We start from the raw sequence: 24,822 nt of genomic DNA on the forward strand, positions 1-24,822 counted from the left end.
TCGCAGTGAACCGCCCCAAACCAGGAAGTGGCTAACCTGGAGGTTAACAGTAACTTTATCAATGGATGCGACCTTTATCCAGTCGTTTTCGAATTTTTCTTAATTTTATTGCACGAACCATGCCTGTCGAAGCATTTTCTTCTTCCAGATCATAGCCATTGTTGTGTTGTACTGGGTGCGATCGACAGTGTTGCCGATAGGGAGAGTGGTTTTTATCGTGCTTGTGATGAAGGCCATCAGAATAGCGGTTAAGCATTTTCACACGCATGCTTTGAGCGGTACCTTGTTGCTTTTCAGACATAGCAGATTCCTTTAAGCAGATAACGTCATACGGAACATGATGTATTCACACGTTTCCGACCATCAGACTCGTTCTTTGGCAGCGCAGCAGCCCGCGCAGTACTGGTAATCCGTCATACAAAAAAGCACAAAGCAAACAGTCTGAGTACATCCCGCTACCGGATTTTTTCATCCCGGTATCGTTATTAACATTATAGGCACTTTGTTCAAAATCTGCCAGAAGAGGCGCGTTTGCGTCAGGTGATAATTTAATGTCTGACGTTGCTTATCCACATTGATTACTTTATAATCCGCCCGTGAAAGGGTGCTGCAGAGCGTTTTCTGCCTGAGCGAGAAATTATTTTATATAAGCTGGATATGAATTGCACAAAGTAAGCCGATTGCTCTGGTTCCAGTTTGGTTTGTGTTTATTAATATCACTGGCGTTGTTTGCGCTGAGTGGCAGACGCGAGGCTCTGTCGGCCTTTGCCGGGGGCATGGTCGCGTTTTTGCCGGCTTTACTGTTTGCGCGAAACGTGTTCCGATACCAGGGCGCACGCTCAGCCAGACAGATAGCCAAAAGCATGTACGTGGGTGAAGGTCTGAAAATTATTTTTTCCGTAGCCCTGTTTACATTGGTATTTGTATTTTATAAGGTGGCTCCTCTAACCTTTTTTTTAACCTATATCGCAGTGGTTCTGTCGCACTGGTTTGCGCCACTGATTATTGCTAACAAACAAAAATAGGCTCGAAAGTGACTGAAATGGCATCAAGCACAGATTACATCAAACATCATTTAACTTACCTGACCTTCGATCTGAAGAGCATGACCCTGGGTTCAACCGGTGGTTTCTGGTCGTTGAATCTGGATACCCTGTTTTTTTCCATTACTCTGGGTGCTCTGGTTCTGGGTCTGCTTTACTTTGGTGCCCGCCGCGTAACCACGGGTGTGCCCGGTAAACTGCAGAACTTTGCCGAGATGATGCTGCAGTTTGCAGATGGCCAGGTCAAGGACTGCTTCCACGGAAAAGCCAACCTGATTGGCCCCTTGGCGCTGACCATTTTTATGTGGGTATTTGTGATGAATTTCATGGATATCCTGCCGGTTGATGTGCTTCCCGCTCTGGCCAAGCACACCGGTGTGCATTACCTGAAGGTCGTTCCAACCAATGACCTGAACATGACCTTCGGTCTGTCTATCGCCGTCTTCGTGCTGATTATTTTCTACAGCATCAAGATCAAGGGTGTTAAGGGTTTTGTGCGTGAATTGACCATGCAGCCATTTAATCATCCTCTTTTTGTACCATTCAATCTGCTGCTCGAGCTGGTTGGCCTGATTGCCAAACCCATTTCTCTGGCATTGCGGTTATTCGGTAACTTATACGCTGGCGAACTGATCTTTATTCTGATAGCCTTGCTGACCTTAAACGCTGCGTCATCCACGATTACGGGTACGGTGACCATGTCTGTGGCGCAATTTCTTCTGTCACTGGGCTGGTCGATATTTCATATATTGGTAATCACATTACAGGCGTTTATCTTCATGGTACTGACTATCGTTTATCTCAGTCTGGCTCACGAAGACCACTAGTTTTTTTAATCATTGTCCATTAAGGGGATTGTTATGCAAGCAGCAAATTTAATAGCACAGGTTCAGAGTATGACGGTAGTTGCAGTCGCGTTACTCATCGGCCTGGGTGCACTCGGAACCGCTATTGGTTTTGGATTACTGGGTGGTAAGTTTCTTGAAGGTTCTGCCCGTCAGCCTGAAATGGTACCCATGTTACAGGTTAAAATGTTCATCGTAGCCGGTCTGCTTGACGCGGTAACCATGATCGGCGTTGGTATTGCTCTGTTCTTTACCTTTGCTAATCCGTTCTTAAGCAATCTTGGTTCTTGATAACACCGAAGAGGGGTGCGTTGGCGCCCTGACCTGTTACAGGAGAAATAGCGTTGGATATTAATTTAACATTAGTCGTACAAATGATGGTTTTTGCCGCGTTTGTATGGTTCACCATGAAGTTTGTCTGGCCTCCGCTGGAAAAGGCTCTGAAAGAGCGTCAGGATAAAATTGCTGATGGTCTGTCGGCTGCTGAGCGTGGTCGTAAAGAGCTGGAACTGGCTCAGCATCGTGTCAAAGACGAGCTGAAACAGGCAAAGGCACAGGCCTCGGAAATCGTCGACAAGGCAACCAAACGTGCTGCTCTGCTGATTGAAGAAGCGAAAGAAGATGCCCGTCTGGAAATGCAGAAACAGGCTAAACTGGCGCAGGAACAGCTTCAACAGGAAGTGAACCGTGCCAAAGATGGTTTGCGCAGACAGGTTGCCCAGCTGGCAGTCGTAGGTGCTGAGCGCATTTTAAAGCAGGAAATCGACGCGCAGGCCAGCAGCAGATTGCTGGATAACCTGATTGAAGAGATTTAGCCATGGCCGATAGCATAACGATAGCAAGACCCTATGCCAAAGCAATATTTGAACATGCTCTGTCTGTCAGGAAGCTGGAGCAATGGTCAAACTACCTGCATACACTGGCGTCGCTGGTGACAGACGAACAGGCCGTCTCCTTTATCACCAATCCGGCCACCAACAGCCAGCAGCACTGCGATTTGCTGCTGACTCTGGCAGGAGCAGAAAAATCAGATGATTTTCCCTGTCAGAAATCGTTTGTTGAGACACTGGCTCACAACAAGCGGCTGCTGGTTTTGCCACAGATTGTCATACTGTTTGATGCCCTGCGTTCCGAACAGGAAAAAACAATGGTTGTCAGGGTTGTCAGCCACTCGGCTCTGTCTGCTGACCAGCAGGCTCAGTTAATACAGTCGCTGGGCAAGCGCCTGCAACGACAGGTCACGCTGGATATCGCCCTGGACCCCGACCTGCTCGGCGGTGCGGTGATTCATGCCGGTGATTTGGTAATTGATGGTTCGGTACGTGGCAAATTAAACAAACTTGCTACTGGTTTGGCCGCATAAATAAAGAGGATAGATTTCATGTCAGAACATGTCGCATTAAACCCGTCAGAAATAAGCGAACTGATTAGAAAGAGAATTGAAAGTTTTAATGTAGATTCCGAAGCACGTAACGAAGGCACCATCGTCAGCCTGAAAGACGGTATTGTTCGTTTGCATGGTCTTGAAGACGTTATGCAGGGCGAAATGATTGAATTCCCCGGTGGCATATACGGTCTGGCTCTTAACCTTGAGCGTGATTCCGTAGGTGCTGTTATCATGGGTGATGCTTCCAGCCTGTCTGAAGGCCAGAAAGGCCGCTGTACTGGCCGAATTCTGGAGGTTCCAGTTGGTCCTGGTCTTCTGGGTCGTGTAGTAGACGCCCTTGGAAATCCCATTGACGGCAAGGGCCCTATTGAAGCGGCTAAAATGTCTCCGATTGAGAAAGTAGCGCCAGGCGTTATTTCCCGTCAATCCGTTGACCAGCCTGTACAGACAGGATTAAAGGCGATTGATGCGATGATTCCTGTAGGTCGTGGACAGCGAGAGCTGATCATCGGTGACCGCCAGACTGGTAAAACGGCTATCGCCATTGATGCCATCATCAACCAGAAGAATACCGGTGTTAAATGTATTTACGTGGCTATCGGCCAGAAAGCATCTTCTATTGCCGCACTGGTTCGCAAGCTGGAAGAGCATGGTGCTCTGGCTCACACAATTGTGGTTGTTGCCTCGGCCTCTGACGCAGCTGCCCTGCAGTTTATCGCGCCCTACTCCGGCTGCTCCATGGGTGAATACTTCATGGAACGTGGCGAAGACGCGCTGATTGTATACGATGACCTGACCAAACAGGCCTGGGCTTATCGTCAGATTTCTCTGCTGCTGCGCAGACCACCAGGTCGTGAAGCCTATCCTGGGGATATTTTTTACCTGCACTCTCGTCTGCTGGAGCGTGCTTCCCGTATCAATGCGACAGAAGTTGAACGCCTGACCAACGGCGAAGTCAAGGGACGTACAGGATCTCTCACCGCTCTGCCAATTATTGAAACGCAGGCGGGTGACGTTTCCGCATTCGTACCAACCAACGTGATTTCCATCACCGATGGTCAGATTTTCCTTGACGTGGATTTGTTTAACTCCGGTATCCGTCCTGCGATTAACTCAGGCCTGTCGGTATCACGAGTAGGTGGTGCAGCGCAGACGAAGATCATGAAGAAGCTGGGTGGTGGTACACGTCTGGCACTGGCGCAGTTCCGAGAGCTGGAAGCCTTCTCTCAGTTTGCGTCTGATCTGGATGATGCAACCCGTAAGCAGCTGGAGCGTGGTCAGCGTATTACCGAGCTGATGAAGCAGAAACAATACGCGCCATTCACAGTCGCAGACATGGGGATTTCTCTGTTTGTAGCCGAAAAAGGCTATCTGGATGATATTCCTGTAAACGAGATCAGCAGCTTTGAATCAGCACTGCGTGGGTACATGCATGCTTCACATGCCGCTCTGGTAAACAAAATCAACGAAGCGGGCGCTTACGACAATGAGATTGAAGCGCAACTCAAAGCGGCAGTTGAGGAGTTTAAACGGACTGGAAGCTGGTAATTCCTGGCTGGTGGTTTAATTGATTACGCAGGGTGTCAGCATATGTGCTGATACCCTGAATGTTACAGGCGAAGCAAGATATGGCTGGAGCAAAAGAGATCCGTACGAAGATTGCGAGTACTAAAAACACGCAGAAAATCACTCGTGCGATGGAAATGGTTGCAGCAAGTAAAATGCGCAAAACGCAAGAACGTATGCGCGCATCCAAACCTTATGCAACAAAAATATATGATGTGGTCAAACACATCGCGCGCGCCAATTCCGAGTACCGCCATCCGTTCATGACGGTTCGGGATATTAAGCGTGTCGGGCTGATCGTGGTTACCACCGACCGTGGTTTGTGCGGTGGCCTGAACGCGAATCTGCTGCGTGAGTCTTTAAGGCACATGCGTCAATGGCAGCAAGAGTCAAAAGACGTAGATGTCTGTGTGATCGGTAAAAAAGGCCAGGCATTTTTCAGGCGCGTTGGCGGACGTGTGATTGCCAGTGTTGATCACCTGGGTGACAAGCCTGGTGTCAGTGATTTGATTGGTGCCGTAAAAGTAATGCTGGATGCCTTTTATCAGGGTGAAATTGACGCTTTGCACATCGTTTATAACGAGTTCGTCAATACCATGACTCAGAAGCCGACGGTTAAACAGTTGTTACCTCTGCCCAAGGCAGAAGAAGACAGCAAAAACCTTGGACACCATTGGGACTATATTTACGAGCCCGATGCCAAAGAGTTGCTGGATGCTCTGCTCGAGCGATACATTGAGCTGCAAACCTATCAGGCTGTTGTTGAAAACATCGCCTGCGAACAGGCAGCAAAAATGATCGCCATGAAAAGTGCGACGGATAATGCAGGCGAACTGATTAAAGAATTTCAATTGGCTTATAACAAAGCCCGACAGGCGGCAATTACTCAGGAATTGGCCGAAATTGTCGGTGGTGCGGCGGCTACATAAGAGGGTTAAACATGAGTTTAGGTACAGTAGTTGAAGTAATTGGCGCGGTTGTTGACGTTGAGTTTCCACGTGACAATGTTCCCAAAATTAACGATGCGTTAAAACTGGTTGACGGTGATTTGGTATTCGAAGTCCAGCAACAGCTGGGTGATGGCGTTGTCCGCACGATCGCAATGGGCACCACCGACGGTCTGAAGCGTGGTCTCAAGGCTGAGAACACCGGCGAGCCTATTCAGGTTCCTGTCGGTAAAAAGACACTGGGTCGTATTATGGACGTTTTAGGTCGTCCGATTGACGATGCAGGCCCTATCGGTGCCGAAGAGCACTGGGCTATTCACCGCAAGCCTCCCAGTTATGACGATCAGGCTGGCAGCCAGGAGCTTCTGGAAACCGGTATTAAGGTGATTGACCTGCTGTGCCCGTTTGCCAAGGGTGGTAAAGTTGGTCTGTTCGGTGGTGCCGGTGTAGGTAAAACGGTAAACATGATGGAGCTGATTCGTAACATCGCTATCGAGCACAGCGGTTACTCCGTATTTGCCGGTGTGGGCGAGCGTACCCGTGAAGGTAACGACTTCTATCATGAAATGAAAGATTCCAACGTACTGGACAAGGTATCTCTGGTATACGGACAGATGAACGAGCCACCAGGCAACCGTTTGCGCGTTGCTCTGACTGGTCTGACCATGGCTGAAAAATTCCGTGATGAAGGCCGTGACGTTCTGCTGTTTGTTGACAACATCTATCGTTATACTCTGGCCGGGGTAGAAGTATCCGCGCTGCTGGGTCGTATGCCTTCAGCGGTAGGCTATCAGCCAACGCTGGCTGAAGAGATGGGTATGCTGCAGGAACGTATCACGTCAACCAAAACCGGTTCTATTACGTCCATTCAGGCCGTATACGTACCAGCGGATGACTTGACTGACCCCTCTCCTGCCACCACCTTCGCGCATCTGGATGCGACGGTTGTATTGTCACGTCAAATCGCTGAGCTGGGTATTTATCCTGCCGTGGACCCGCTTGACTCTACATCACGTCAGCTGGATCCATTAATCGTTGGTCAGGAGCATTACGACACTGCACGTCGTGTACAGCAGACTCTGCAGCGTTATAAAGAACTGAAAGACATTATCGCGATTCTGGGTATGGACGAGCTGTCGGAAGAAGACAAACGTGTGGTAACACGTGCCCGTAAAATTCAGCGCTTCCTGTCTCAGCCTTTCTTCGTGGCAGAGGTATTCACAGGCTCGCCTGGTAAGTATGTCTCCCTGAAAGATACAATCAAAGGCTTCCAGGGGATTCTGGCGGGTGAGTATGATGATCTGCCCGAACAGGCTTTCTACATGGTCGGCAGCATCGAAGAAGCGGTCGCTAAAGCCAAAACCTTATGAGGCAGGATACTATGGCAATAACAACTCATTTGGACATAGTCAGCGCGGAACAGGCCATTTATTCCGGCGTTGTCGAGATGGTTGTGGCAACAGGTGAACTGGGTGAGATTGGTATCACACCCGGTCACGCACCTTTACTGACCGTTTTGAAGCCCGGTGAAATCCGGGTGACACTCCAGGGTGGAGCTCAGGAAGTCTATTACGTATCGGGTGGCATGCTTGAAGTGCAGCCTTACTACGTCACCGTTCTGGCTGATGTTGTTGAACGTGCGGACAGTCTGGATGAAGCTGCTGCTCTGGCTGCCAAGGCCCGCGCAGAAGAGGAAATCGCCAATAAAAATGCAGACGTGGATTATGCCATGGCTGCTACAGAGCTGGCCCGTGCCGTTGCTCAGATTCGCCTTATTCATAAAATGCGTAAACACATTAAATAACTTTTCCCATCTTTGATCCCGAGCGATGCGAGGGATCATCTTCTTTGCCCACCTTTACAGCGAACACAGAGCATTGACAGCAGCGTAGATATTGCTCAGCGCTCTAGCGCCCCCTTCCCAAACACAGGTACTCCCTGTAAAGTACGGACGCAAAACTCAATTCACAAGGAGGATGATGTGACACGAACAGCTTTTCATTTGTTTTCTGAGCGGGAAAAAATGGCGCTGAGTAAGGAACAAGCCGTTTTTGAACTGCACCGCACTGCATATGAGTCATTAGCTTCGCGTATGCAGGCCAGCGAAGAGGTGGTGGAAGAGGCCATGAAACGGATTTCTCAATCCGCTTTGGATGATGAGATCAAACAAACCATTGAGCGGACGGTATTGGCTCTGGAAAATGCGATTGGGGAAGAAAGTGTATACATGCCAATGGTTGCAAAATACGAAGCGCTTGCCGCAATGTTGCGACAGGTTGTTATTGAAAATAACAGTCTTGAGACCAGGGCCGCTGCAATGGAGGCGTATCTGGCGGCCTTCCGCAGGCCGTCCAGCCGCGTAGAGGAACGGGTAAAACTAGGCCTGGGTATCGCTGGTCTGGCCTTGATTGTCGGGATCTTTATCGCTTTAAGCTTTGTTCTCCCCTTGATCCCCTTCACGGCGCTGTTTACTCTGATGGGCTTGAGCGCTGCTATGGCTGGTATTGCTACAACGGCAGCAGTGGTTGCAGGCAAGCTGACAGGGGTATGGCTGTCGGTTTATTGCATTAATAAATTCATTGAGCTGATTTTTAATCCCTTGGCGAACCTGGTTCAAAAGCTATCTGACGAGCATAAAAATGCTCAGGTTCTGCAACAATGTCTGCAACCAGCTTTCTTCAGGGCTGCTACGCCAGCACTGATAACAGAGGCAGCTCCTTCTGCGAGAACGCAGTTAACGGATAACGACGACGATGATGAGGAACAGGAAGCGCCTTTGCTCGCTGTAAATTAAGCGTTTTTTGAAGGGAAGGAAGATAGGGGAGATTATCGGTCAGCCCTCAAATTCAGCAAATCCTCCCACAGCCTGGCGGCGATCGGGCCGTGGGAGGGTTTTTGCAGGCGGATGGCAGACAGGCTAATCACCCGCTCGTCAAAATGATGCCCCCGCAGCAGGCACAGGCGCCCATCCTGTAGCTCCTTTTCTATGGCGTGACGCGGCAGGCGTCCCCAGCCCAGCCCGGCAACAATAATGTTTTTCTTACTGCTGACATCGCTGACCGTCCAGTGACGGCAATGCGCTACCACGCCAAAGGAAAAATCCGTTTTGGAAGAATCTTTCAAAATCACCTGCAGACACGCACTGAGTGCGTCCAGATGAAATAACTGCTCCTGATGACGCGCAATAAAATCCGGACTGGCCACGGCCAGTAACGGCTCGGAATGCAGAGGTATGACTTCAATAGCCTGTTGATGAATCAGGTTTTCACTGATTACCATGTCCGCATGTCCCTGCGTCAGACGCTCGCAGGCACCCCCCAGCGATTCGGACAGAAAGTGAAAGTGCGTCTGTGGGTAGGCGGTCATCCACTGACTGAAGAGATCCTTCAGCCTGATCATCGGAAAAAAAACGTCGACAGCGATGGTGATATCACTTTCCATATCAGCCTGCAATAGCTCAGAAAACTGATTCATATGGCGCCAGTGCGTCATCAGGATTTTAGCGCGCTGATACAGTTTTTCTCCCTGAGCCGTCAGTACCGGACGATACTGTCGGCGATCAAACAGTGGGAACTCCAGCTGTTCCTCCAGCTTTTTGATGCTGCTGCTAATCGCCGGTTGTGACTTAAACAGATGATGAGCGGCTGCGTGAAAACCGCCGCGCTCAACTACGCTGACAAATACCTGCAGGGCGTCAAAATCCATCATGATAGCTTTGTCTAATCATCAAAATAAAAAATCGATATTATCAATTTATCAATAATCCTTCTACTCTGACTGAGCGCTCTTGAGAACATGTCTGTACTGAACAAAAACTCCGGGTTGTCATTCCTGCGCAGGCGGGAAACTATCCTGGAGCTGGCCCGGAGCCTGATTTGACCATGGCTACCCGCCTGCGCAGAGAGGACAAATGATGCACTGGAAGGGCAAATATTATAAAGATTAAAAAATTGCTCAGTAGAGAGAATAAAAGGAGGAAAAGCATGTTACTTAATCAGACAGAGACAACGGCTCATAACATGATGGCGATACTGATGGCCAATGTGCGGCACAGTGAGCATCTTGATAAGCGCAATCATGGATTGACCTGCGCTAATTGTCAGGCAGTACCTAAACAAAAAATCAGGCAGGCGATCCAGACTCAGCAGCCTTTGATGCTGATATTGCCGGCATTTCCTGCTAAATCAGCCAACCGCCTGAAAACTATTTCAGCTCAGCCGGATCTGGCTGAAGTCATGGCGCTGCGTAACCTGAATGCCCTGTGTCAGCGACTGCACTGCCTGCATCCGCCTGGCATCAGGCTGCTGATTTGTTCGGATGGTCGTGTATTTAATGATTTGGTCTTTGTCAGCGATGACGAGGTCAGTGTTTATCAGCAGGGTATTGAGCGAATTCTGGCTGAGGAGTCACTGACCTATCTGAGCACCTGGTCGCTGGAAAATGAGTACACCGGCCTCGAGGAGCCGGCCATGCGGGCCAGACTGATGCTGGAGTACGGTGAGTCGCTGGAGCGTATGCAGCGACGCCTGCAAATGGACAAAGCGTTCCTCTATCAGTTTAACGGAATACATCGTTTTATGACCGAAGACCTGCTGTTTTTAAAACCGGAGCAATCAAAAAACAAAGTGCGAAACGAAGCCAAAAAAATTACCTATGAGGTTATCCGGCGCTCCAATGCCTGGTCCAATCTGCTGGCCTCCCGCTTTCCCCTGGGCTTGCGTTTGTCCATTCATCCGCAGCCCTGTGGTTCTGAGAAGCTCGGCATACAGTTTCTGGCAGCCGGCAACCGCTGGGCCACGCCATGGCACAATGTGCTGCTGAAAAACCAGCAGGGCTGGCAGCTGATCAAGCGCGCCGATGCCGAGCGCCTGGGAGCAAGACTGCAACATGATCATTATGTACTGGAGGCCTGCTGATGTGGATTAATCATTTTCAACCCTGTGTGATAAGACCGGACAAAAGCGATCATTTGACCGATCTTTGTCTGCAGGGCGTGCTGAGTACGGTAACGCAGGAAAAACTCGTGCTTTTACGGGGTTTCCAGCAGTTGGACCGGGATAGATTATTATCCTGGTGCCAGTCACAGGCCAGGCTTCTGTCCTGGGATTTTGGTCCGGTGATGGAAATGAAGGTGGATAAAGACACCAGAAACTATCTGTTCACTGAAGGGGATGTGCCTTTGCACTGGGATGGTGCATTTTATCAGGAACCGCGGTTTTTATTATTTCACTGTATCGAAGCGCCGGAAGCAGGCAGTGGTGGTGAAACCCTCTTTGTTAACACAGAGCGGGTGTGGGACGAGGCCAGTGCAGAAGAACAGGCACAATGGCGCCAGTATCAGTTAAGTTTTGCCACGGAAAAGCTGGCGCATTATGGCGGTCATATTACCCGGAATCTGGTCAATCAACACCCAGACAGTGGGCGCACCATGCTGCGCTTTGCCGAGCCAGTCGGTGAGACCTATCTGAACCCCGTAACGGTGACCGTACAGAATCAATCGCCAATGCTATCGTCTGCCATTCTGGCCGGATTTAGCGCACGAATGCGTCAGTCAGCTTATTGTTATCAACACCAATGGCAGGCGGGCGATTATCTGATTGCTGATAACGTCTCCCTGCTGCACGGTCGCCATGCCTTTCACAAAACCACGCCACGGCATTTAAGAAGGATTCAGATTTTATGACAACGTATTCACTGATGCAGTTAAAACAGCGGTCTACGCCGGAAGAGTTCAGTCGTCTGGTACGGGAAATGGGCGATATCTATTGGTGGGAGCCAGGTAAATTCTGGGTGATCACGTCTTATGATCTGGCGAAAGAGGTCTTGTTGAGCGAGGCGTTCAGTTGTGATCGCAGCCCCTTTTTTATATCCCGCATGCCAGAAATGAATTTGTCTCTGATCCAGGATTTTTTCAAAGTGGTTGGTCGTATGATGGTGATGAGTGACGCTCCGGCTCATACCAGTCGGCGCCGTATCTGCTACCATGGCTTTGGTACGCAGAGCATCGAGAAGTTGAAGCCTGTCATAGAACAGGCTATTGCACATTGCCTGCAAAAGATTATTGAACAGGGGAGTTTTGATTTTGTGAGGGATTTGGCTGAGATCATCCCTTCCAGCACCCTGGCTGAGCTGTTTGCCATTCCAGCCGGTGAGCGCGAGGATTTTTACCGCTGGTCCAACAACATGACGCAGTTTTTTGGTGGCTCCACCAGCTATCTGGATGCGGATGGGATCAAGGTAAATCACAGTGCCCAAAAGCTTTATGAGTATTTTGCAGGCTTGATTGAGCAGCGTCGATCGCATCCCGGGGATGATTTTTTAAGCAGCCTGCTGATTCATCAACAGGCCTTTGACCTGACGGATGACGACATTATTTCTCAGGCGGTGATGATGCTGGTCGCGGGACAGGTCTCCACCACCGATCAGTTGTGCAATAATGCGTATATTTTATTGTCTGAGCCAGGTCTGTGGCACATGCTGGCTGAGCAGCGAGAGTACCTTGATCGCTATCTGGAGGAGTGCAGCCGTCTTGATCCGGCGGTTACCTTTATTTTCAGAGTGACCCGACAGGATACGATGCTGGGTGGACAGTTCATTAAAGCCGGATCGGTTATCTTTATTTCAACGCACGCCGCCAATCGTGATCCGACTTATTTTAAGCGTCCGGATGAGTTGATAGTTCAGGAAGCGCGCCAGGCGCATCTTGGCTATGGATACGGTGCTCATTTCTGTCTGGGGGCGAAACTGGCGCGCCTGGAAATGAATCTGGTGTTTCAGGCCCTGCTGGACCGTTTTCCAGCACTGACCTTCGACAGCAGCACCCAGCCATTACGAAAGCATCACAGCCTGTCCTTTTCCGGCTTTGAGAGGATGGCGTTATGTTTGTAGGTTAAGCCTTTGGCCCAACCTACGGCTTTATTGCATTTAACTGGGCCTTGCGGGAACGCCAGTCTGGTAAATACGTATCCATATAGGCTTTGAACCGGGCATTGTGATGCCGTTCAAAAAAATGCACCAGCTCGTGGACGATTACGTATTCCAGGCTGTCGCCCGATTGCCTGGCCAGATCAAGGTTCAGCCATATCCGGCGCGCGCGGGCGTTACAGGTTCCCCAGCGGGTTTTCATTTTTTTGATGCGCCACTCCAGTACCTTGACCTGCATGATGGTCTCCCATTTTTCAATCAATGAGGGAACGAGCCGTTTCAGTTCGTTCCGGTACCAGGCGTTTAGTACCGCTTCACGCTCGGCTGCCGAGGCGCTGGCTGAAATCTGCATTATCAGCATCGAGGGTTCCTGCGTAAACACCCTCGGACGCCCATCTTTTTCAATCAGCTGAAGGCTGTGAGCCTTGCCCTGGACATAATGTGTTTCGCCCGATACAAACATCGGTTTTGGCGCAGTCTTTTGCAAACGAAAGGCGGCCTGCTTTTCTTCTATCCATGACATTTTGCTGGTAATCATGCGATGAATCTCGGCCTGACTGACGAACCAGGGAGCGGTAACCCGAACCATGCCCTCGGGCGGATGAATACTTAAACGCAGTTGCTTAACGAACCTGCGCGTAAGCTGAATTTCTATGCCGTTGATCAACATCCACTGCCGCCTGTCATTAATTTATATTCATCTCACTCGATGATTTCAGGGTGGCCAGCAGCAAAAAGCTGTCGTTGATGGGGACGATACTGATGTTACGATGTGAATTATCTGCCAGAATGACCGTGCCCGATATCGCCTGTCCCTGGTCATTGTACGTCAGCGTGATGCCCGCAATTCCGGATTTTTGCATGGACTGATACTCAATCGTTCGGCTGTCCTTAAAGTACTGGCCGAGGATGTAGTCGGAAAATCCTGGCGTGTTCAGCGCGATAAAACCGCTGTGACCGGGATCATAGGCCTGAAGCTCGGCCAGTGAGCTGAAAAAATATACCTTGTTGTCTGATGAAAACCTCAGAAACATAACCGCGTCGCCATTGAACAGGCGTTGATTGGTCACGTCCTTGTGCAGGCCATCGTAGTCAAAGGCAGCAATCTGGCTGTTAAAAATTTCGGATTGTGGCGTAGGTTGCGCGGCGGGAGGCCAGGTCAGATACAAATACAGGGACAGAGCGACTGCGGCTGCCAATAGTCCGGTAAAAAAAGCCTTATTCATATTGATTCCCTGATTATCACGCATGTTATGCCATTATACAGAATCTATCGCCTTTCTGACATGCCAAGCTGCGATCCTGCCTGGTAAAATCACATTCACGGCAAAACAGCAGAGCTACGTTAAGGGCGTTGACTGGAAAATTTATCAATAAACGAGGGCTCACTTTTGCAGAGCTCGTATATCTTCTGATTTAATTTTCCCAGCCGGCTTGCCACCATGCGACCCAGGTTGACGTTCAATTGATAGGCGTTAATGTCTTTAAGACGCAATCCATTGGACAGTACCTGTCTGTCAAGATAAATGCATTCGCAGAATTCGGCCGCTTTCACACTTGCGGTACGGGGCTGCTCTTCAAGAAAACATATTTCACCAAAACAGGTACCAGGCTCTAATGTATCAAGGATAAGTTCTTTATTGGGTAAATTATTTTCCTGCTCAATTTCCAGGATGACATTCATGCTTCCCTTGAGAACAAAATATATGCCCCGACCTATTGCTCCCTGATGAAAGAGGTATTCATCAGGAAACAGGCTAATCAGCGCAGAGTTTTTAAAAAGCGCGCGAGCATAGTTGCGATCAACGGACTGGAACGCTTTCTGATTGTAGAGTGAATTAAAATCCATCTTAATATAACCTCGTTAAACGTATCAGTTCTGTTTTAACCGGTCTCCTATTTAGTATAGCTCTCAGATACCGGCTGTGGAGGCACATAAAAAGGATAATAACGCAGGCTGGCAAAAGCCATGTGATCACTGGTGTGGTAGCCAATATTTTTCGGTGAAGCGACATCGGCCTGGCCACCCGTTCCTGCAAAGAGTTCTCTAACCGTGTAAGAGTATTGAAGACCGCCACGTAATTCGCCATATGAGCCTTGATAGAACTTATTCCACAGGCCAGTCGTAACCTGCCAGAGCAGGCGGGTGTTTCCGGCACAAACCCCAAGGTTTTCCACGGAACAGCCGGTATTATTGGCATTGGGAACACCATAGCCAAAGAAGTTATTTCCAACCTGGAAGTACCTGGCCTTTTGTTTTTCCTGGCCGCCAAACACGTAGAGATCAAGCTTTTTGGTAGCATGCAGGGTCGCACCCACCATAAACACAACTTCTGGAATGGGTGCTAAAGAACCATTTGAGGCAATCGTCACGTCAGGCAAGAGACCTGATGCATAGCTGCCGATCCCTCGGCCGCCAAGCAGGTTGCCCTGGAGGTCAAGTCGTTTGGGTAGAACCTCAATAACCGCGCCTGCGCCAAGTCCTCCGGCTGGTGTGTTCGTATTGATGTTGACGTTAGGGAACCACTGCACTCTGTTATACATACTGCGATACAGTCCAAATCCTTCAATGTGCACGCGATGATCGCCAAAGACCTGCTCATAGGCCAGTTTTGCAATAACATCAGGCTTATGGTTAAGCGAGAAGTTTGTAGTTGACGGCAGAGACTGAACGCCTGGGGCTGAGCAGAACTGGCTGAGCACGCCGTTGCCCAGGGCTGTACCGCATGGGGTGCCACCAAAGGTGGTCTGTGGATTTTCAATAGACAGGGCCGCCGTAAGCAGCTCGCCCATATTTTTCACAATACGCAGCTGAGTCTGGCGTTTCCAGACATAGCCAACAACATACTGCGCGTCAATAGTCGGGGGGACTGGCTCGTTGCGGGGTGTGATCCCTTTAAAGTTGGTGGTTGCCAGCGACCAGTTTTGGCCGGCGAGGAGATGGAACCCCCACTTATTCCAGTCAACATTGGCATAAAATTCACGCATTCTAAGGTCAAAGGAATTGCTTTCATTGGAGTTGGCCGTGCCGTTACCGAGGAAGTCCAGCTCAACATAACCGGACAACAGGGTGTCAGGGTTGACCTGCCCTTCCATCAGTGCGCCGAGACGGGACTGGCGGGCAGAGAGCCTGGCTTCATTCATATAGTGCAGGGGAGAGTTACCCAGCGGGATGCCACTGAATGTGGATCCGATATCCGTTTGTTCACTGCGTGAGCGGTACACGCCTTCTCCGGCAAAAAAACCAACGGGTGTGATGGTTATTCCGTCTAAATAAATCTTTTTATTTTTTGACAAGGCAGACGTTGGCGGAGGTGGAGCTGCTTTGACAATCGCGGGTCTGGGTGCCGGTTTGGCCCGGTGCGGGGCAGGTTTGGTTTTCCGTGGCACGATCTTCTGACGCGAAGCCACCGTGACTTTGCCGCTGTTCATTTGTTGAAGCAGCAGCTTTTCAAGAACACGCACTCTTTCTTCAAGGGCCCTGATCTGTTGTTCCTGCGATGCGGGGGAAGCGGCCTGAGCCTGCGGCGGGGTAATAACGTTCAGGGAAAGAACGGCTGTTAAAACAGAAGCAGAAACGCCTGAGAGTGAAGAAGTTCGGTCCTTTACAGATAAATCCAGTTTCATCCTGTATTCCTTTACGCCTTAATAACTTTTCGGAATCTGTGTTGTGATGAAAGTCTGGCTCAGATTCGCGGCGAGTATATCGCAGAAGAAGGGGATTTATCAATTAAGGTCTTGTTATCCTTTGAAATTTTCTTTGTGCTGGACAAAAACTCATGGATTTCACAACGGACACGTGGCCCGGATTAGGCGCAGTCGTAATCCGGGCTGCAATTTTTTCAGTGACCCGCAGGTTCTGTTTTATTGAGAGGCAATCGGCCATAATGCCTGGCCTTTCGCATCTTTGACAGAGTTTTTCCAGCTGTCTTGAATCTTGCTGACCAGACTCTCGGGTAAGGGGACATAGTATAAAGACTCCGCTGCCGGTGCGCCGTTTTTGTAGGCCCAATCGAAGAATTTCAGAATCTCCTGGCCAGTCTGGGCTGAGTCCTGGGTTTTGTAAATTAAAATGAAGGTCGCTCCTGAGATTGGCCAGGCGCCTTCATCCATTTGATTAACGAGGATGACATCAAAAGAAGGCTTTTTATCCCAGTCGGTAGATTTTGCTGCCGCTTTGAAAGACTCAATACCAGGAGATACAAATTTTCCGGCCTGATTTTCCATGAGGGTGTAAATCATTTTATTTTGAAAGGCATAGGCATACTCAACATAACCAATTGCCCCCTTGATGCGCTGAACATAGGCGGCAACGCCCTCATTGCCTTTGCTGCCAAAACCCACAGGCCAGCTGACGGTAGTTCCTGCTCCCGTTTTCGCTTTCCAATCGGAGTCAACATCAGAAAGATAGGTCGTGAAGAGGAAGCTGGTACCTGAGCTATCGGCGCGATGCACAACGGTAATTGGTAAATCAGGCAGTTGTATATCAGGATTTATTTTTTTGATGGCGTCATCATTCCAGTTTGTGATTTTACCAGAGAAAATGCCGGCCATTACCGGGCCGGTTAATTTAAGCCTGCCTGCTTCCATTCCCGGGATATTGATAATGGGAACAACACCGCCAATGACCGTAGGGAACTGCATAAGATTATGCTGGTCTAACTCTGCCGCGCTTAAGGGCATGTCGGAGGCGCCAAAATCGACTGTTTTTGCTTCAATCTGTCTGATTCCGCCACCTGAACCGATTGATTGGTAGTTAACCGCGATTTGAGAGGCGTTTTTATAATCTGCCGACCATTTGGCATAAAGCGGTGCCGGAAAACTCGCGCCCGCTCCGGTCAGTTCTGCCGCATTTACAGCCGAAGCTAAAAAAGTCATTCCTGTAAACAGGATTCCTGCAAGCATTCCCTTTTGATAGAAACATCCCATGTTGTTATCTCCTGATTGTCATCCCAGTCGGCCTCTCACATATTGTAGCGTAGATTCGTTATGTGGGTTGTGAAAAATTTCATGGGTTGTATTAAACTCAAGCAGCTTGCCCATGAAAAAGTAGGCCGTGTAGTCGGAAATTCGCAATGCCTGCTGCATATTGTGTGTAACAATGATGATGGTGTAATCTTTTTTCAGTTCTAATATCAACTCTTCAATACGCTGTGTTGAAATGGGATCCAGCGCTGAGCAGGGTTCATCCAGAAGCAAAACCTCAGGTTCGATGGCAATGGCTCTGGCCAGGCATAGACGCTGTTGCTGACCGCCGGACAGGCCTATGGCGCTGTGAGATAACTTATTTTTAACTTCGTCCCAGAGACCTACCTTGCGAAGAGACCGCTCCACACACTCTTCCAGGATGCTGGTTTTTACTCTTTCACGCAGTCTGAGTCCAAAGGCAACATTATCAAAAATAGACATGGGAAAGGGGGTTGGTCTTTGAAATACCATGCCTACCTTACTGCGCAACAGGCGGACATCATAGTTTTTATCCAGTATGTTGTCCTGATTAAACAGTATTTCGCCTTTTAAACGATGCCGTCGCTGCAGTTCAAAAATTCGATTTAATGTTCGCAGAAAAGTCGACTTTCCTGAACCCGAAGGACCAATAATGGAAGTAATGAGTTTTTCTTTGAACGTGATATTGATATTAAATAAAACCTGATCAAGACCATACCAGAAGCTGAGGTCTTTTACTGCTATTTTTACTGGAAGAGAGTCCATTTTCCAAACCTTACCGATGTTTATTGTTTTTAGTAAGTAACCGAATAAGCAAATTACAGGCTAAAACCCATAATGTAATAATAAAAGCGCCATTCCACGCGAGTTGCTGCCAGTTTTCATAAGGACTCATGGCAAATTGATAGATGACATTAGGCACGTTTGCGATGGGTTTCTGCAGGTTACTGCTCCAGAATTGATTGTTCAATGCGGTAAACAGCAGTGGAGCTGTCTCGCCACTGATGCGGGCGATAACCAGCAGAATACCCGTAATAATTCCCCTGCCTGCCTGGCGCATGACAACCTTGACAATGATAACCCACTGAGACGCTCCCAGGGCCGCGGCAGCCTCACGCAGATTATGGGAGATGATACTTAACATGTCATCGGTAGTGCGTACAATCAGGGGTATCGCAATAAGAGCAAGAGCAACGACGCCAGCCCAGCCTGAAAAATGACCCACAGGTCTGACCATGATTTGGTAGACAAAAAGTCCTATGACGATAGAGGGTGCGCTCAGAAATACATCATTGGTAAAGCGAATGATCGCAGACATTATGGGCGTCTGCGAAAACTCAGATAAATAGATTCCTGTCATGATTCCGATGGGTGTTGCCAGTAACACCGCAAAGCTTACCAATAAGAAGCTTCCCCACAGGGCGTTAGCCAGCCCACCGCCTGTATTGGGTGGTGGGGTCATCTGCGTAAAAACTGAAAATTCAAAATTCCGCAGTCCTTCAAGCAATAAAATATACAGAATCCAGCCAAGCCAGAAAAGGACGAAGAGAACGGCTGCAACACAAAGAGTCAACCAGAGACCATTACTTATTTGCCGACGGCGATAATAACCTGTCATCGTTTAATCCCTTCTTTTTTAGCAAATTTTAATAACAATGCTCTCGCAATCGCCAATATGAATGTGGTTATTAAAAACAAAACCAAGCCAAGTTCAACTAATGATGAGGTATAAAGCCCTCCAGAAGCCTCTGTAAATTCATTGGCTAAAACGGACGAAATGGTGCAGCCGGGCATTAAAAGCGAGAGATTAAACTCATGAGAGTTGCCGATGACAAAGGCAACAGCCATCGTCTCGCCGAGCGCTCTGCCCAGTCCCAGCATGACAGCTCCCAGTATCGCTGCCTTGTTGTACGGTAGAATGACCTGCCTGATGACTTCCCATTTCGTTGCTGCCATGGCATATGCTGATTCTGCTAACTCATGGGGAACCATGTCCAGCACGTCACGAGTGACCGCGGAGATAAAGGGTACAACCATTATCGCTAAAATAATTGACGCAGGCAGAACGCCTATGCCCATGGATGGACCACTGAAAAGCAGGCCGATATAAGGCAGCTTCCCAATGGTGTTGCTTAAAAGCGGCGCTATTGTTTCCTGAAAAAAAGGAGCAAAGAAAAAGAGTCCCCAGATGCCATAAACAATACTGGGAATACCGGCCAGCAGTTCTACAGCTATGCGGATGGGTTGCACTATTCTGGCCGGGCAGATTTGTGTCAAAAAAACCGCTATCCCTAAACTCAGGGGGGTTGCTATCGATAAGGCAATAAACGAAGAAATCAGCGTGCCCAGAATAGGTACTGCCGCTCCAAACTGATTGGTGTTGGGGTCCCATGACTGGCTAAAGATAAAATCCAGGCCAAAGGTTTTCATCGACAGGGCGCTGAATTGAAACAGGACGACTAAAATACTGAGCATGGATGCCAGAACTGCAAACGCAAACAGCATGGCCGCTGAGTGAAACAGCCTGTCCCAAACCAAACCCTTGTGCATCATTAAGCAATCCCTCTCTCTTCCCTATGGAAAGTCACATTCCCTGTATACTTGTGCTCTCATACTGTTTTCATCGTTTTTTCCTGGCACTCTAAGACGCCAGCGTAGCGCGGCTTGTCCGCGGTACGCTGGCAGTGAGTTAAAATATTTTTACCTGTCAAAACCAAATGGAAACAGTACTATATATGATAACTTGTTTGAGTCATTAATTGTGAGGTCATTGACATTAATTTTTTTACAGGCTCTGGCAAGGGGATGGCGCCGGCTTCTCTGGCCTGATCGGCATGATGCTCTTCGTCTGCCTGCATCTGCATTAAAATGGTGCGTGATTTTTCATCCTGGGCCGGTAGTCTGCGTAAATGCTTTTGCAGGTGAGCACTGACCTGATCTTCCGTTTCGGCAACAAAACCCAGACTGACTTTGTCCCCTGCCAGGCCGGCCAGGGCGCCCAGCGTAAACGAGGCGAAATACCAGACGGGATTAAGCAGGCCAGGTTTGCTGTCCAGCTCCTGCAGGCGTTGTTCGCACCAGGCGAGATGATCCACTTCTTCTGCGGCGGCTTCTGCCATCTGCTTTCTGATTCTGGTCAAATGTGCTGTTAAGGCCTGTCCCTGGTAAAGCGCCTGAGCGCACACCTCACCGGCGTGATTGACGCGCATCAGGCCGGCGGCGTGTTTTTTTTCTCGTGCTGACAAAGGCGCATCATCCATGTTCTGAGCTGGTGAGGGACGATTGCTGATTCGCTTTTGAGGCGGCAGCAGGGTTCTGAGTGCCGTATCGACTTCGTTAAGCATTCTGTCAATCAGAGAAAGTTTACGCACGCTTGTTCCAGTTGAGTGATATGATTCTTATTATACCGTTAAAAATTAAAAAAAGGACAAGATGTCATGAAATCGATTTGTGTGTTTCTGGGCGCGCGCGAGGGCAGCAATCCGGCTGTTAAGCAGGCGGCCATTGAGCTTGGGGCTGAGATTGCCCGACGAAAAATAACCCTGGTTTATGGGGGATCGGGGCTGGGTCTGATGGGTGATCTGGCCATATCAGCCAAACAAGAGGGCGGAACGGTTATCGGCATCATGCCCAGAGGTTTGATGGATATCGAAGAGCCACTGAAAACCATGGACGAGTTTCTGATAGTGGATACTATTGCGGAACGCAAGCATCTGATGCTGCAAAAATCCGATGGCTTTATTGCCATCCCCGGCGGTTTGGGGACGCTCGAAGAAATCTTCGAAACCTGGAGTGCCATGCGCCTTGGTCTTTTGGGCAGCAAGCCTTTTGGCTTCCTGAATGTTGAAGGGTATTACGATCAGCTGTTTGCCTTTGTGGAAACCTGCGAGCGCTTCGGTTTCGTCCCCAGAGAACACCGCATGCTGCCAAAAATTCACGCGGATGTTCCGTCACTGCTGGCGGATCTGGTCAAGGGATAGGCCGGGCACGTCGCTCTCGTTCAGATGCTCTGTTGCCCGGCCATGAGTTATGGCCGGCATCCATTACACGGTTAGTGCTACCCGGGCAGCAATCGCCATTTGGTAGGCTATTTTGGACATCACTCCGGTCAGCTTCCAGCCCTCTGATGTGACTTTGGATACGATGATGATCTGATCACCGCCCTCAATCCTGACGGAACTGTTTTTGCCTCGCGTCAGAGCCAGCAGATAGACGTTACCGTTCTGCTTGATTAACAGAGCCTTGGACGTGTCGGCTGTCTGGTTAAAGCCACCTGCCGCGTTGATGTAATGCTGAATCCCGTAATTAGGCTCGGCCTTGATGGACACCGCGTTAACCACGTCACCACTGACCGTTACAACCGATGTGGCCGCAGGAACGTTGATGATGTCATTGTTTTCCAGTGGAATTTCAGACCAGCGCGACATGTCGCCAATCACAATCTGCCCCTGGGTTTTAACATTTTTGGCGCCCTGGATAAACTTCATGATCATATCAGACTGAGCCGCCTGAGTTTTGGCGTCCTCATCGGAGGTGGGCGTGCTGGTCATCACCTGCCGCTCAAAACGAGCCAGGCTGGAGCTGATGGCCTCTTTCTGCTGTTTGGCAATGGATTCGCGGAAAAGCTGCAGGTTTTGCAGGCGCGCTTCCGGCGTTACCTGTACCTGCTTCATCAAATCCGCCAGAGTCGAGCCGCTTTTCAACACATATTGATGATGTCCTTTCACCTGTCCTTTGACCGTCACAATGATCTGCTCAACCTCGTTGTCGGCAACAAAACTGACGCTGTCTCCAGATTGCAGATCCATGCGCATCGCTTCGCTGATGGGTTTGTAAATCAGCAGGGGTTTGTTGCCGGAGTTACGCTGTATTCGGACGAAGGTGACGCTGGGGTCCACGTTTACCAGGTTGGCCAGCGTTGCCATGGTGATGGTTTTGGATTTCCATTCGTATTGATAGGGGTTTTTGACCGCTCCCGCGGCTGAAATGTTGTATTTTTGCGAGTTAACCACGATGGTATCGCCCTGATGCAGCTGGAAGGGTTCTATCTGGCCGCGCAGGATGAAATCATACAGGTCTATATCATGAATGACCTTGCTGTTACGCAGGACATGAATGCTGCGGAAGCTGCCTTCCTTCAGGTTAATGCCGCCCGCGGCGCAGAGAAAATAAATTACGGAGTTGGACGACAGGCCATCGTAGAGGCCTGGGGAATTAACAAAGCCCGTCACATAAACCTGTACCGGCTGTACCGATACCAGATCGGCGTACACGCTGACGTCGCGTTTGAATATTTTTTTAACATGCAGTTGAATCACATTATTCAGATGACGGTTTTCAACGCCCTCTACCTTGACCGGGCCTACCTCGGGAATGAATATATTCCCCTGGGTGTCTACCAGCAGCTCCTTATTGAACTGATAGGCGCCCCACATCTGCAGATTGATCTGATCGCCCACGGTTATCAGGTATTTCGGATTAAAGAAGCGTGTCTGTTTGAATTTAAGGCATTGCGTGCCGAACAGATTTTGCCCAAAAACAGGCAACTGGTCATGTATAAACGCACCGACACGATCCTGCTGGTTAATTTTGATGTTGTTATTGGAGTGACGTGTGTTTTGAGGCGATGAAAATGCCAGTGACGAAAACTGGGTGGCACTGGTTGACTCGTCGTCGTCATCATCCTCATGGTTTTTTTGATCAAAGGCAATCAGCCCGGCATTGGTTTCGCTGTCGGACAGCCCGGACGGCGTGTTGGCCGCAGCCTGAGCAAAGAGCGGATTGAAACAGATCAGACCGACAAGGCAGATCAGCAGGAGAAACAGGCGATTCATATTTTTCATCAGTCAATATGCTCTTGAACAATATTAATAGTCATCTTGATCAGGAAGAACAAGACCAGCAACAAAATAAACAGATTGGTTAGCTCATAAAACTTTTTGGGATACTCGTATTCGTCGGCCAGATTAGGCGACTCAATTTCAATAACCGAGTTTTTCTGTTTGGCCACATTAACGGCGGCGGCATCAAAGGCCTGTTGAGCGGAGCGGTATTCTGCCTGCGCAAATTTCAGTTTTAACTGGATCCATTCGTAGTCCGACATAATCTGGTTCAGATGCCCATCGTCTTCGCGCTTGCTCAAGAGGTCCGAGGTCTGTCGTTCGATCTGTGTTTTCAGCGCTTCAATCTCTTCGCGCAGGGCTATAATTTTACTGGAGTTGGGCTGCATGAACGACGAAAAGGCAATCAGATCCGTTTGCTTTTCAACCAGTTTACTTTTGAGCTGTGCCATCACGTTACCCACCACCTTGGCGGACTCAGTCGGGTCAAACATGCCATTGGTGTTCTGCCATTCCAGCACCTGTCTGCTGATTTTGAAGAGTTTGATTTTGGACTCTTTCAGTTGTTTTTTGGCAAAGGCGTATTGTTTGTCGGCCACGGTGTTAGACACGCGGTTGACGAAACCACGGGCCTCTTCAATCAGGGATGCCGCCAGCTGTTGCGCTCTTTCGGCAGAAAATGCCCTCACCTCAATATCGATTTCGCCTGTTTTGGTGTCGACCGAGGCGTTGACCATCTTGCGATAGTAATCAAGATATGCCTTATCGCTGGCGTCGCTTTTAAGACGCGAAAGCAGGTCAATCCGGCTGGACTGGTAGTGGTTTTTCAGATCCAGGCTCTTTTGCAGCGAGCTCATGGCTTCCCGTGAAATTAAATACTCCCGGGTCAGGAATGTTTCAGCGGTGTTGGCAGGGCCGCTGCTGCCAAAAATTCCGGCAGAAATAGTAATGGGTGATTGATCGAGGTCTTTTTCAATGATGATTTTTGCGGTACTGACATACATTGGAGATTGTATGAAAACAACATACAGCGCCCAGAGCAGCCAGGGAGCCAGCACAACGGCGCTGAATAATTTATGCGTTTCGATGGTAGAGCGGGCCCTGGTCCATGCCGGATGAGCATGAGCATAGGTCAGCCTTGCCTGTTGATTAATTTTGGGCACAAGGTATTTGCGTGACAGTGAGGCAACCTGCCTGTATGCCTTTTTAATACGTTTGACCTGGTACAGCTTCGCAAGACGCCTGCTGGTTTTTTTAAACCGCTTATCCTTGTATAAAGCAGCAACCTGCCTGTAAATCCCTTTAAATCTTTTCAAACGGCTT

At 49.3% G+C, this 24,822-nt stretch carries 27 protein-coding genes; 14 read left to right on the forward strand and 13 right to left on the reverse strand.

All coding sequences use genetic code 11. From position 1 onward, the window contains the following. Positions 1–58: 58 nt before the first annotated feature. A complete protein-coding gene (locus ACQUTA_RS02495) occupies positions 59–301 on the reverse strand; it encodes a hypothetical protein (protein ID WP_444986610.1) in 243 nt (80 codons plus the stop codon). A 361-nt stretch (positions 302–662) separates the two neighbouring features. Here ACQUTA_RS02495 and ACQUTA_RS02500 point away from each other — a divergent pair, with 361 nt between their 5' ends. The 10 genes from ACQUTA_RS02500 (at position 663) to ACQUTA_RS02545 (ending at position 8,582) form a co-directional block, all read left to right on the forward strand. Next, complete coding sequence (locus ACQUTA_RS02500) at positions 663–1,025, forward strand: ATP synthase subunit I (RefSeq protein WP_444986611.1); 363 nt, start codon at positions 663–665, stop codon at positions 1,023–1,025. 17 nt (positions 1,026–1,042) lie between these two features. Further along, entirely contained in the window at positions 1,043–1,870 is an 828-nt protein-coding gene (gene atpB / locus ACQUTA_RS02505; RefSeq protein ID WP_444986612.1) for a F0F1 ATP synthase subunit A, read from the forward strand. Between the two features lie 33 nt (positions 1,871–1,903). After that, complete coding sequence (gene atpE / locus ACQUTA_RS02510) at positions 1,904–2,179, forward strand: F0F1 ATP synthase subunit C (protein ID WP_444986613.1); 276 nt, start codon at positions 1,904–1,906, stop codon at positions 2,177–2,179. Between the two features lie 53 nt (positions 2,180–2,232). After that, the gene (locus ACQUTA_RS02515) at positions 2,233–2,703 is read left to right on the forward strand and encodes a F0F1 ATP synthase subunit B (protein ID WP_444986614.1); all 471 of its coding nucleotides are present in this window, start codon (positions 2,233–2,235) and stop codon (positions 2,701–2,703) included. Between the two features lie 2 nt (positions 2,704–2,705). After that, positions 2,706–3,251, forward strand: a complete 546-nt coding sequence (locus ACQUTA_RS02520) for a F0F1 ATP synthase subunit delta (RefSeq protein ID WP_444986615.1) — start codon at positions 2,706–2,708, stop codon at positions 3,249–3,251. An 18-nt stretch (positions 3,252–3,269) separates the two neighbouring features. Further along, a complete protein-coding gene (atpA, locus tag ACQUTA_RS02525) occupies positions 3,270–4,823 on the forward strand; it encodes a F0F1 ATP synthase subunit alpha (RefSeq protein ID WP_444986616.1) in 1,554 nt (517 codons plus the stop codon). An 80-nt stretch (positions 4,824–4,903) separates the two neighbouring features. Further along, positions 4,904–5,770, forward strand: a complete 867-nt coding sequence (gene atpG, locus ACQUTA_RS02530; protein ID WP_444986617.1) for a F0F1 ATP synthase subunit gamma — start codon at positions 4,904–4,906, stop codon at positions 5,768–5,770. Positions 5,771–5,781: 11 nt separating this feature from the next. Then, a complete protein-coding gene (gene atpD / locus ACQUTA_RS02535; protein ID WP_444986618.1) occupies positions 5,782–7,158 on the forward strand; it encodes a F0F1 ATP synthase subunit beta in 1,377 nt (458 codons plus the stop codon). Between the two features lie 11 nt (positions 7,159–7,169). Further along, positions 7,170–7,592 (forward strand): F0F1 ATP synthase subunit epsilon, encoded by a 423-nt coding sequence (locus ACQUTA_RS02540; protein WP_444986619.1) that lies wholly within the window; start codon positions 7,170–7,172, stop codon positions 7,590–7,592. A 177-nt stretch (positions 7,593–7,769) separates the two neighbouring features. Beyond that, the gene (locus ACQUTA_RS02545) at positions 7,770–8,582 is read left to right on the forward strand and encodes a hypothetical protein (RefSeq protein WP_444986620.1); all 813 of its coding nucleotides are present in this window, start codon (positions 7,770–7,772) and stop codon (positions 8,580–8,582) included. A gap of 32 nt (positions 8,583–8,614) precedes the next feature. Here ACQUTA_RS02545 and ACQUTA_RS02550 read toward each other — a convergent pair whose 3' ends face one another. Further along, on the reverse strand, positions 8,615–9,496 hold the full coding sequence (locus tag ACQUTA_RS02550) for a LysR family transcriptional regulator (protein ID WP_444986621.1): 882 nt from the start codon (positions 9,494–9,496) through the stop codon (positions 8,615–8,617). A gap of 275 nt (positions 9,497–9,771) precedes the next feature. Between ACQUTA_RS02550 and ACQUTA_RS02555 the strand changes: the two genes are divergently transcribed. From ACQUTA_RS02555 to ACQUTA_RS02565, 3 genes are read left to right on the forward strand one after another with little or no spacing between them, the layout of a single operon-like run. Beyond that, positions 9,772–10,704: an L-tyrosine/L-tryptophan isonitrile synthase family protein gene (locus tag ACQUTA_RS02555; RefSeq protein WP_444986622.1), complete on the forward strand. Its 933-nt coding sequence runs from the start codon at positions 9,772–9,774 to the stop codon at positions 10,702–10,704. Continuing rightward, positions 10,704–11,471 (forward strand): TauD/TfdA dioxygenase family protein, encoded by a 768-nt coding sequence (locus tag ACQUTA_RS02560; RefSeq protein ID WP_444986623.1) that lies wholly within the window; start codon positions 10,704–10,706, stop codon positions 11,469–11,471. Before ACQUTA_RS02555 ends, ACQUTA_RS02560 begins: the two co-directional genes overlap by 1 nt. Continuing rightward, on the forward strand, positions 11,468–12,676 hold the full coding sequence (locus ACQUTA_RS02565) for a cytochrome P450 (protein WP_444986624.1): 1,209 nt from the start codon (positions 11,468–11,470) through the stop codon (positions 12,674–12,676). Before ACQUTA_RS02560 ends, ACQUTA_RS02565 begins: the two co-directional genes overlap by 4 nt. A gap of 19 nt (positions 12,677–12,695) precedes the next feature. Here ACQUTA_RS02565 and ACQUTA_RS02570 read toward each other — a convergent pair whose 3' ends face one another. From ACQUTA_RS02570 to coq7, 9 genes are all read right to left on the reverse strand, one after another. After that, positions 12,696–13,382, reverse strand: coding sequence for a M48 family metallopeptidase (locus tag ACQUTA_RS02570; protein WP_444986625.1), 687 nt, complete (start codon positions 13,380–13,382; stop codon positions 12,696–12,698). A 16-nt stretch (positions 13,383–13,398) separates the two neighbouring features. Then, positions 13,399–13,938 (reverse strand): hypothetical protein, encoded by a 540-nt coding sequence (locus ACQUTA_RS02575; protein ID WP_444986626.1) that lies wholly within the window; start codon positions 13,936–13,938, stop codon positions 13,399–13,401. Positions 13,939–14,057: 119 nt separating this feature from the next. Further along, positions 14,058–14,561, reverse strand: coding sequence for a cyclic nucleotide-binding domain-containing protein (locus ACQUTA_RS02580; RefSeq protein ID WP_444986627.1), 504 nt, complete (start codon positions 14,559–14,561; stop codon positions 14,058–14,060). Between the two features lie 47 nt (positions 14,562–14,608). Continuing rightward, on the reverse strand, positions 14,609–16,339 hold the full coding sequence (locus ACQUTA_RS02585; RefSeq protein WP_444986628.1) for a hypothetical protein: 1,731 nt from the start codon (positions 16,337–16,339) through the stop codon (positions 14,609–14,611). Positions 16,340–16,576: 237 nt separating this feature from the next. Then, complete coding sequence (gene pstS, locus ACQUTA_RS02590) at positions 16,577–17,641, reverse strand: phosphate ABC transporter substrate-binding protein PstS (protein WP_444986629.1); 1,065 nt, start codon at positions 17,639–17,641, stop codon at positions 16,577–16,579. An 18-nt stretch (positions 17,642–17,659) separates the two neighbouring features. Continuing rightward, positions 17,660–18,424, reverse strand: coding sequence for a phosphate ABC transporter ATP-binding protein PstB (gene pstB / locus ACQUTA_RS02595; RefSeq protein WP_444986630.1), 765 nt, complete (start codon positions 18,422–18,424; stop codon positions 17,660–17,662). Positions 18,425–18,434: 10 nt separating this feature from the next. Continuing rightward, entirely contained in the window at positions 18,435–19,277 is an 843-nt protein-coding gene (gene pstA, locus ACQUTA_RS02600; RefSeq protein ID WP_444986631.1) for a phosphate ABC transporter permease PstA, read from the reverse strand. Beyond that, the gene (gene pstC, locus ACQUTA_RS02605; protein WP_444986632.1) at positions 19,274–20,212 is read right to left on the reverse strand and encodes a phosphate ABC transporter permease subunit PstC; all 939 of its coding nucleotides are present in this window, start codon (positions 20,210–20,212) and stop codon (positions 19,274–19,276) included. Before pstC ends, pstA begins: the two co-directional genes overlap by 4 nt. 176 nt (positions 20,213–20,388) lie before the next feature. Next, entirely contained in the window at positions 20,389–21,030 is a 642-nt protein-coding gene (gene coq7, locus ACQUTA_RS02610) for a 2-polyprenyl-3-methyl-6-methoxy-1,4-benzoquinone monooxygenase (protein ID WP_444986633.1), read from the reverse strand. Positions 21,031–21,096: 66 nt separating this feature from the next. Between coq7 and ACQUTA_RS02615 the strand changes: the two genes are divergently transcribed. Further along, positions 21,097–21,639: an LOG family protein gene (locus ACQUTA_RS02615; RefSeq protein WP_444986634.1), complete on the forward strand. Its 543-nt coding sequence runs from the start codon at positions 21,097–21,099 to the stop codon at positions 21,637–21,639. Between the two features lie 63 nt (positions 21,640–21,702). Here ACQUTA_RS02615 and ACQUTA_RS02620 read toward each other — a convergent pair whose 3' ends face one another. Both ACQUTA_RS02620 and ACQUTA_RS02625 read right to left on the reverse strand, forming a co-directional pair. Continuing rightward, the gene (locus ACQUTA_RS02620) at positions 21,703–23,502 is read right to left on the reverse strand and encodes a polysaccharide biosynthesis/export family protein (RefSeq protein ID WP_444986635.1); all 1,800 of its coding nucleotides are present in this window, start codon (positions 23,500–23,502) and stop codon (positions 21,703–21,705) included. Further along, positions 23,502–24,815 (reverse strand): KpsE/RkpR family capsule polysaccharide export protein, encoded by a 1,314-nt coding sequence (locus ACQUTA_RS02625; protein ID WP_444986636.1) that lies wholly within the window; start codon positions 24,813–24,815, stop codon positions 23,502–23,504. Before ACQUTA_RS02625 ends, ACQUTA_RS02620 begins: the two co-directional genes overlap by 1 nt. Positions 24,816–24,822 lie beyond the last annotated feature (7 nt).

This window comes from Legionella navarrensis (assembly GCF_052527415.1).

What these genes read in the sequence shown, in the direction of transcription:
- ACQUTA_RS02570 (WP_444986625.1), bottom strand. Translation starts at nt 13,382, where the DNA reads ATGTTGATCAACGGCATAGAAATTCAGCTTACGCGCAGGTTCGTTAAG.
- ACQUTA_RS02620 (WP_444986635.1), bottom strand. Translation starts at nt 23,502, where the DNA reads ATGAAAAATATGAATCGCCTGTTTCTCCTGCTGATCTGCCTTGTCGGT.
- atpB (WP_444986612.1), top strand. Translation starts at nt 1,043, where the DNA reads ATGGCATCAAGCACAGATTACATCAAACATCATTTAACTTACCTGACC.
- atpG (WP_444986617.1), top strand. Translation starts at nt 4,904, where the DNA reads ATGGCTGGAGCAAAAGAGATCCGTACGAAGATTGCGAGTACTAAAAAC.
- ACQUTA_RS02495 (WP_444986610.1), bottom strand. Translation starts at nt 301, where the DNA reads ATGTCTGAAAAGCAACAAGGTACCGCTCAAAGCATGCGTGTGAAAATG.
- pstB (WP_444986630.1), bottom strand. Translation starts at nt 18,424, where the DNA reads ATGGACTCTCTTCCAGTAAAAATAGCAGTAAAAGACCTCAGCTTCTGG.
- atpD (WP_444986618.1), top strand. Translation starts at nt 5,782, where the DNA reads ATGAGTTTAGGTACAGTAGTTGAAGTAATTGGCGCGGTTGTTGACGTT.
- ACQUTA_RS02615 (WP_444986634.1), top strand. Translation starts at nt 21,097, where the DNA reads ATGAAATCGATTTGTGTGTTTCTGGGCGCGCGCGAGGGCAGCAATCCG.
- atpA (WP_444986616.1), top strand. Translation starts at nt 3,270, where the DNA reads ATGTCAGAACATGTCGCATTAAACCCGTCAGAAATAAGCGAACTGATT.
- ACQUTA_RS02585 (WP_444986628.1), bottom strand. Translation starts at nt 16,339, where the DNA reads ATGAAACTGGATTTATCTGTAAAGGACCGAACTTCTTCACTCTCAGGC.
- ACQUTA_RS02565 (WP_444986624.1), top strand. Translation starts at nt 11,468, where the DNA reads ATGACAACGTATTCACTGATGCAGTTAAAACAGCGGTCTACGCCGGAA.
- ACQUTA_RS02560 (WP_444986623.1), top strand. Translation starts at nt 10,704, where the DNA reads ATGTGGATTAATCATTTTCAACCCTGTGTGATAAGACCGGACAAAAGC.
- ACQUTA_RS02520 (WP_444986615.1), top strand. Translation starts at nt 2,706, where the DNA reads ATGGCCGATAGCATAACGATAGCAAGACCCTATGCCAAAGCAATATTT.
- ACQUTA_RS02580 (WP_444986627.1), bottom strand. Translation starts at nt 14,561, where the DNA reads ATGGATTTTAATTCACTCTACAATCAGAAAGCGTTCCAGTCCGTTGAT.
- ACQUTA_RS02575 (WP_444986626.1), bottom strand. Translation starts at nt 13,938, where the DNA reads ATGAATAAGGCTTTTTTTACCGGACTATTGGCAGCCGCAGTCGCTCTG.
- ACQUTA_RS02540 (WP_444986619.1), top strand. Translation starts at nt 7,170, where the DNA reads ATGGCAATAACAACTCATTTGGACATAGTCAGCGCGGAACAGGCCATT.
- pstS (WP_444986629.1), bottom strand. Translation starts at nt 17,641, where the DNA reads ATGGGATGTTTCTATCAAAAGGGAATGCTTGCAGGAATCCTGTTTACA.
- pstA (WP_444986631.1), bottom strand. Translation starts at nt 19,277, where the DNA reads ATGACAGGTTATTATCGCCGTCGGCAAATAAGTAATGGTCTCTGGTTG.
- ACQUTA_RS02555 (WP_444986622.1), top strand. Translation starts at nt 9,772, where the DNA reads ATGTTACTTAATCAGACAGAGACAACGGCTCATAACATGATGGCGATA.
- ACQUTA_RS02550 (WP_444986621.1), bottom strand. Translation starts at nt 9,496, where the DNA reads ATGATGGATTTTGACGCCCTGCAGGTATTTGTCAGCGTAGTTGAGCGC.
- atpE (WP_444986613.1), top strand. Translation starts at nt 1,904, where the DNA reads ATGCAAGCAGCAAATTTAATAGCACAGGTTCAGAGTATGACGGTAGTT.
- pstC (WP_444986632.1), bottom strand. Translation starts at nt 20,212, where the DNA reads ATGATGCACAAGGGTTTGGTTTGGGACAGGCTGTTTCACTCAGCGGCC.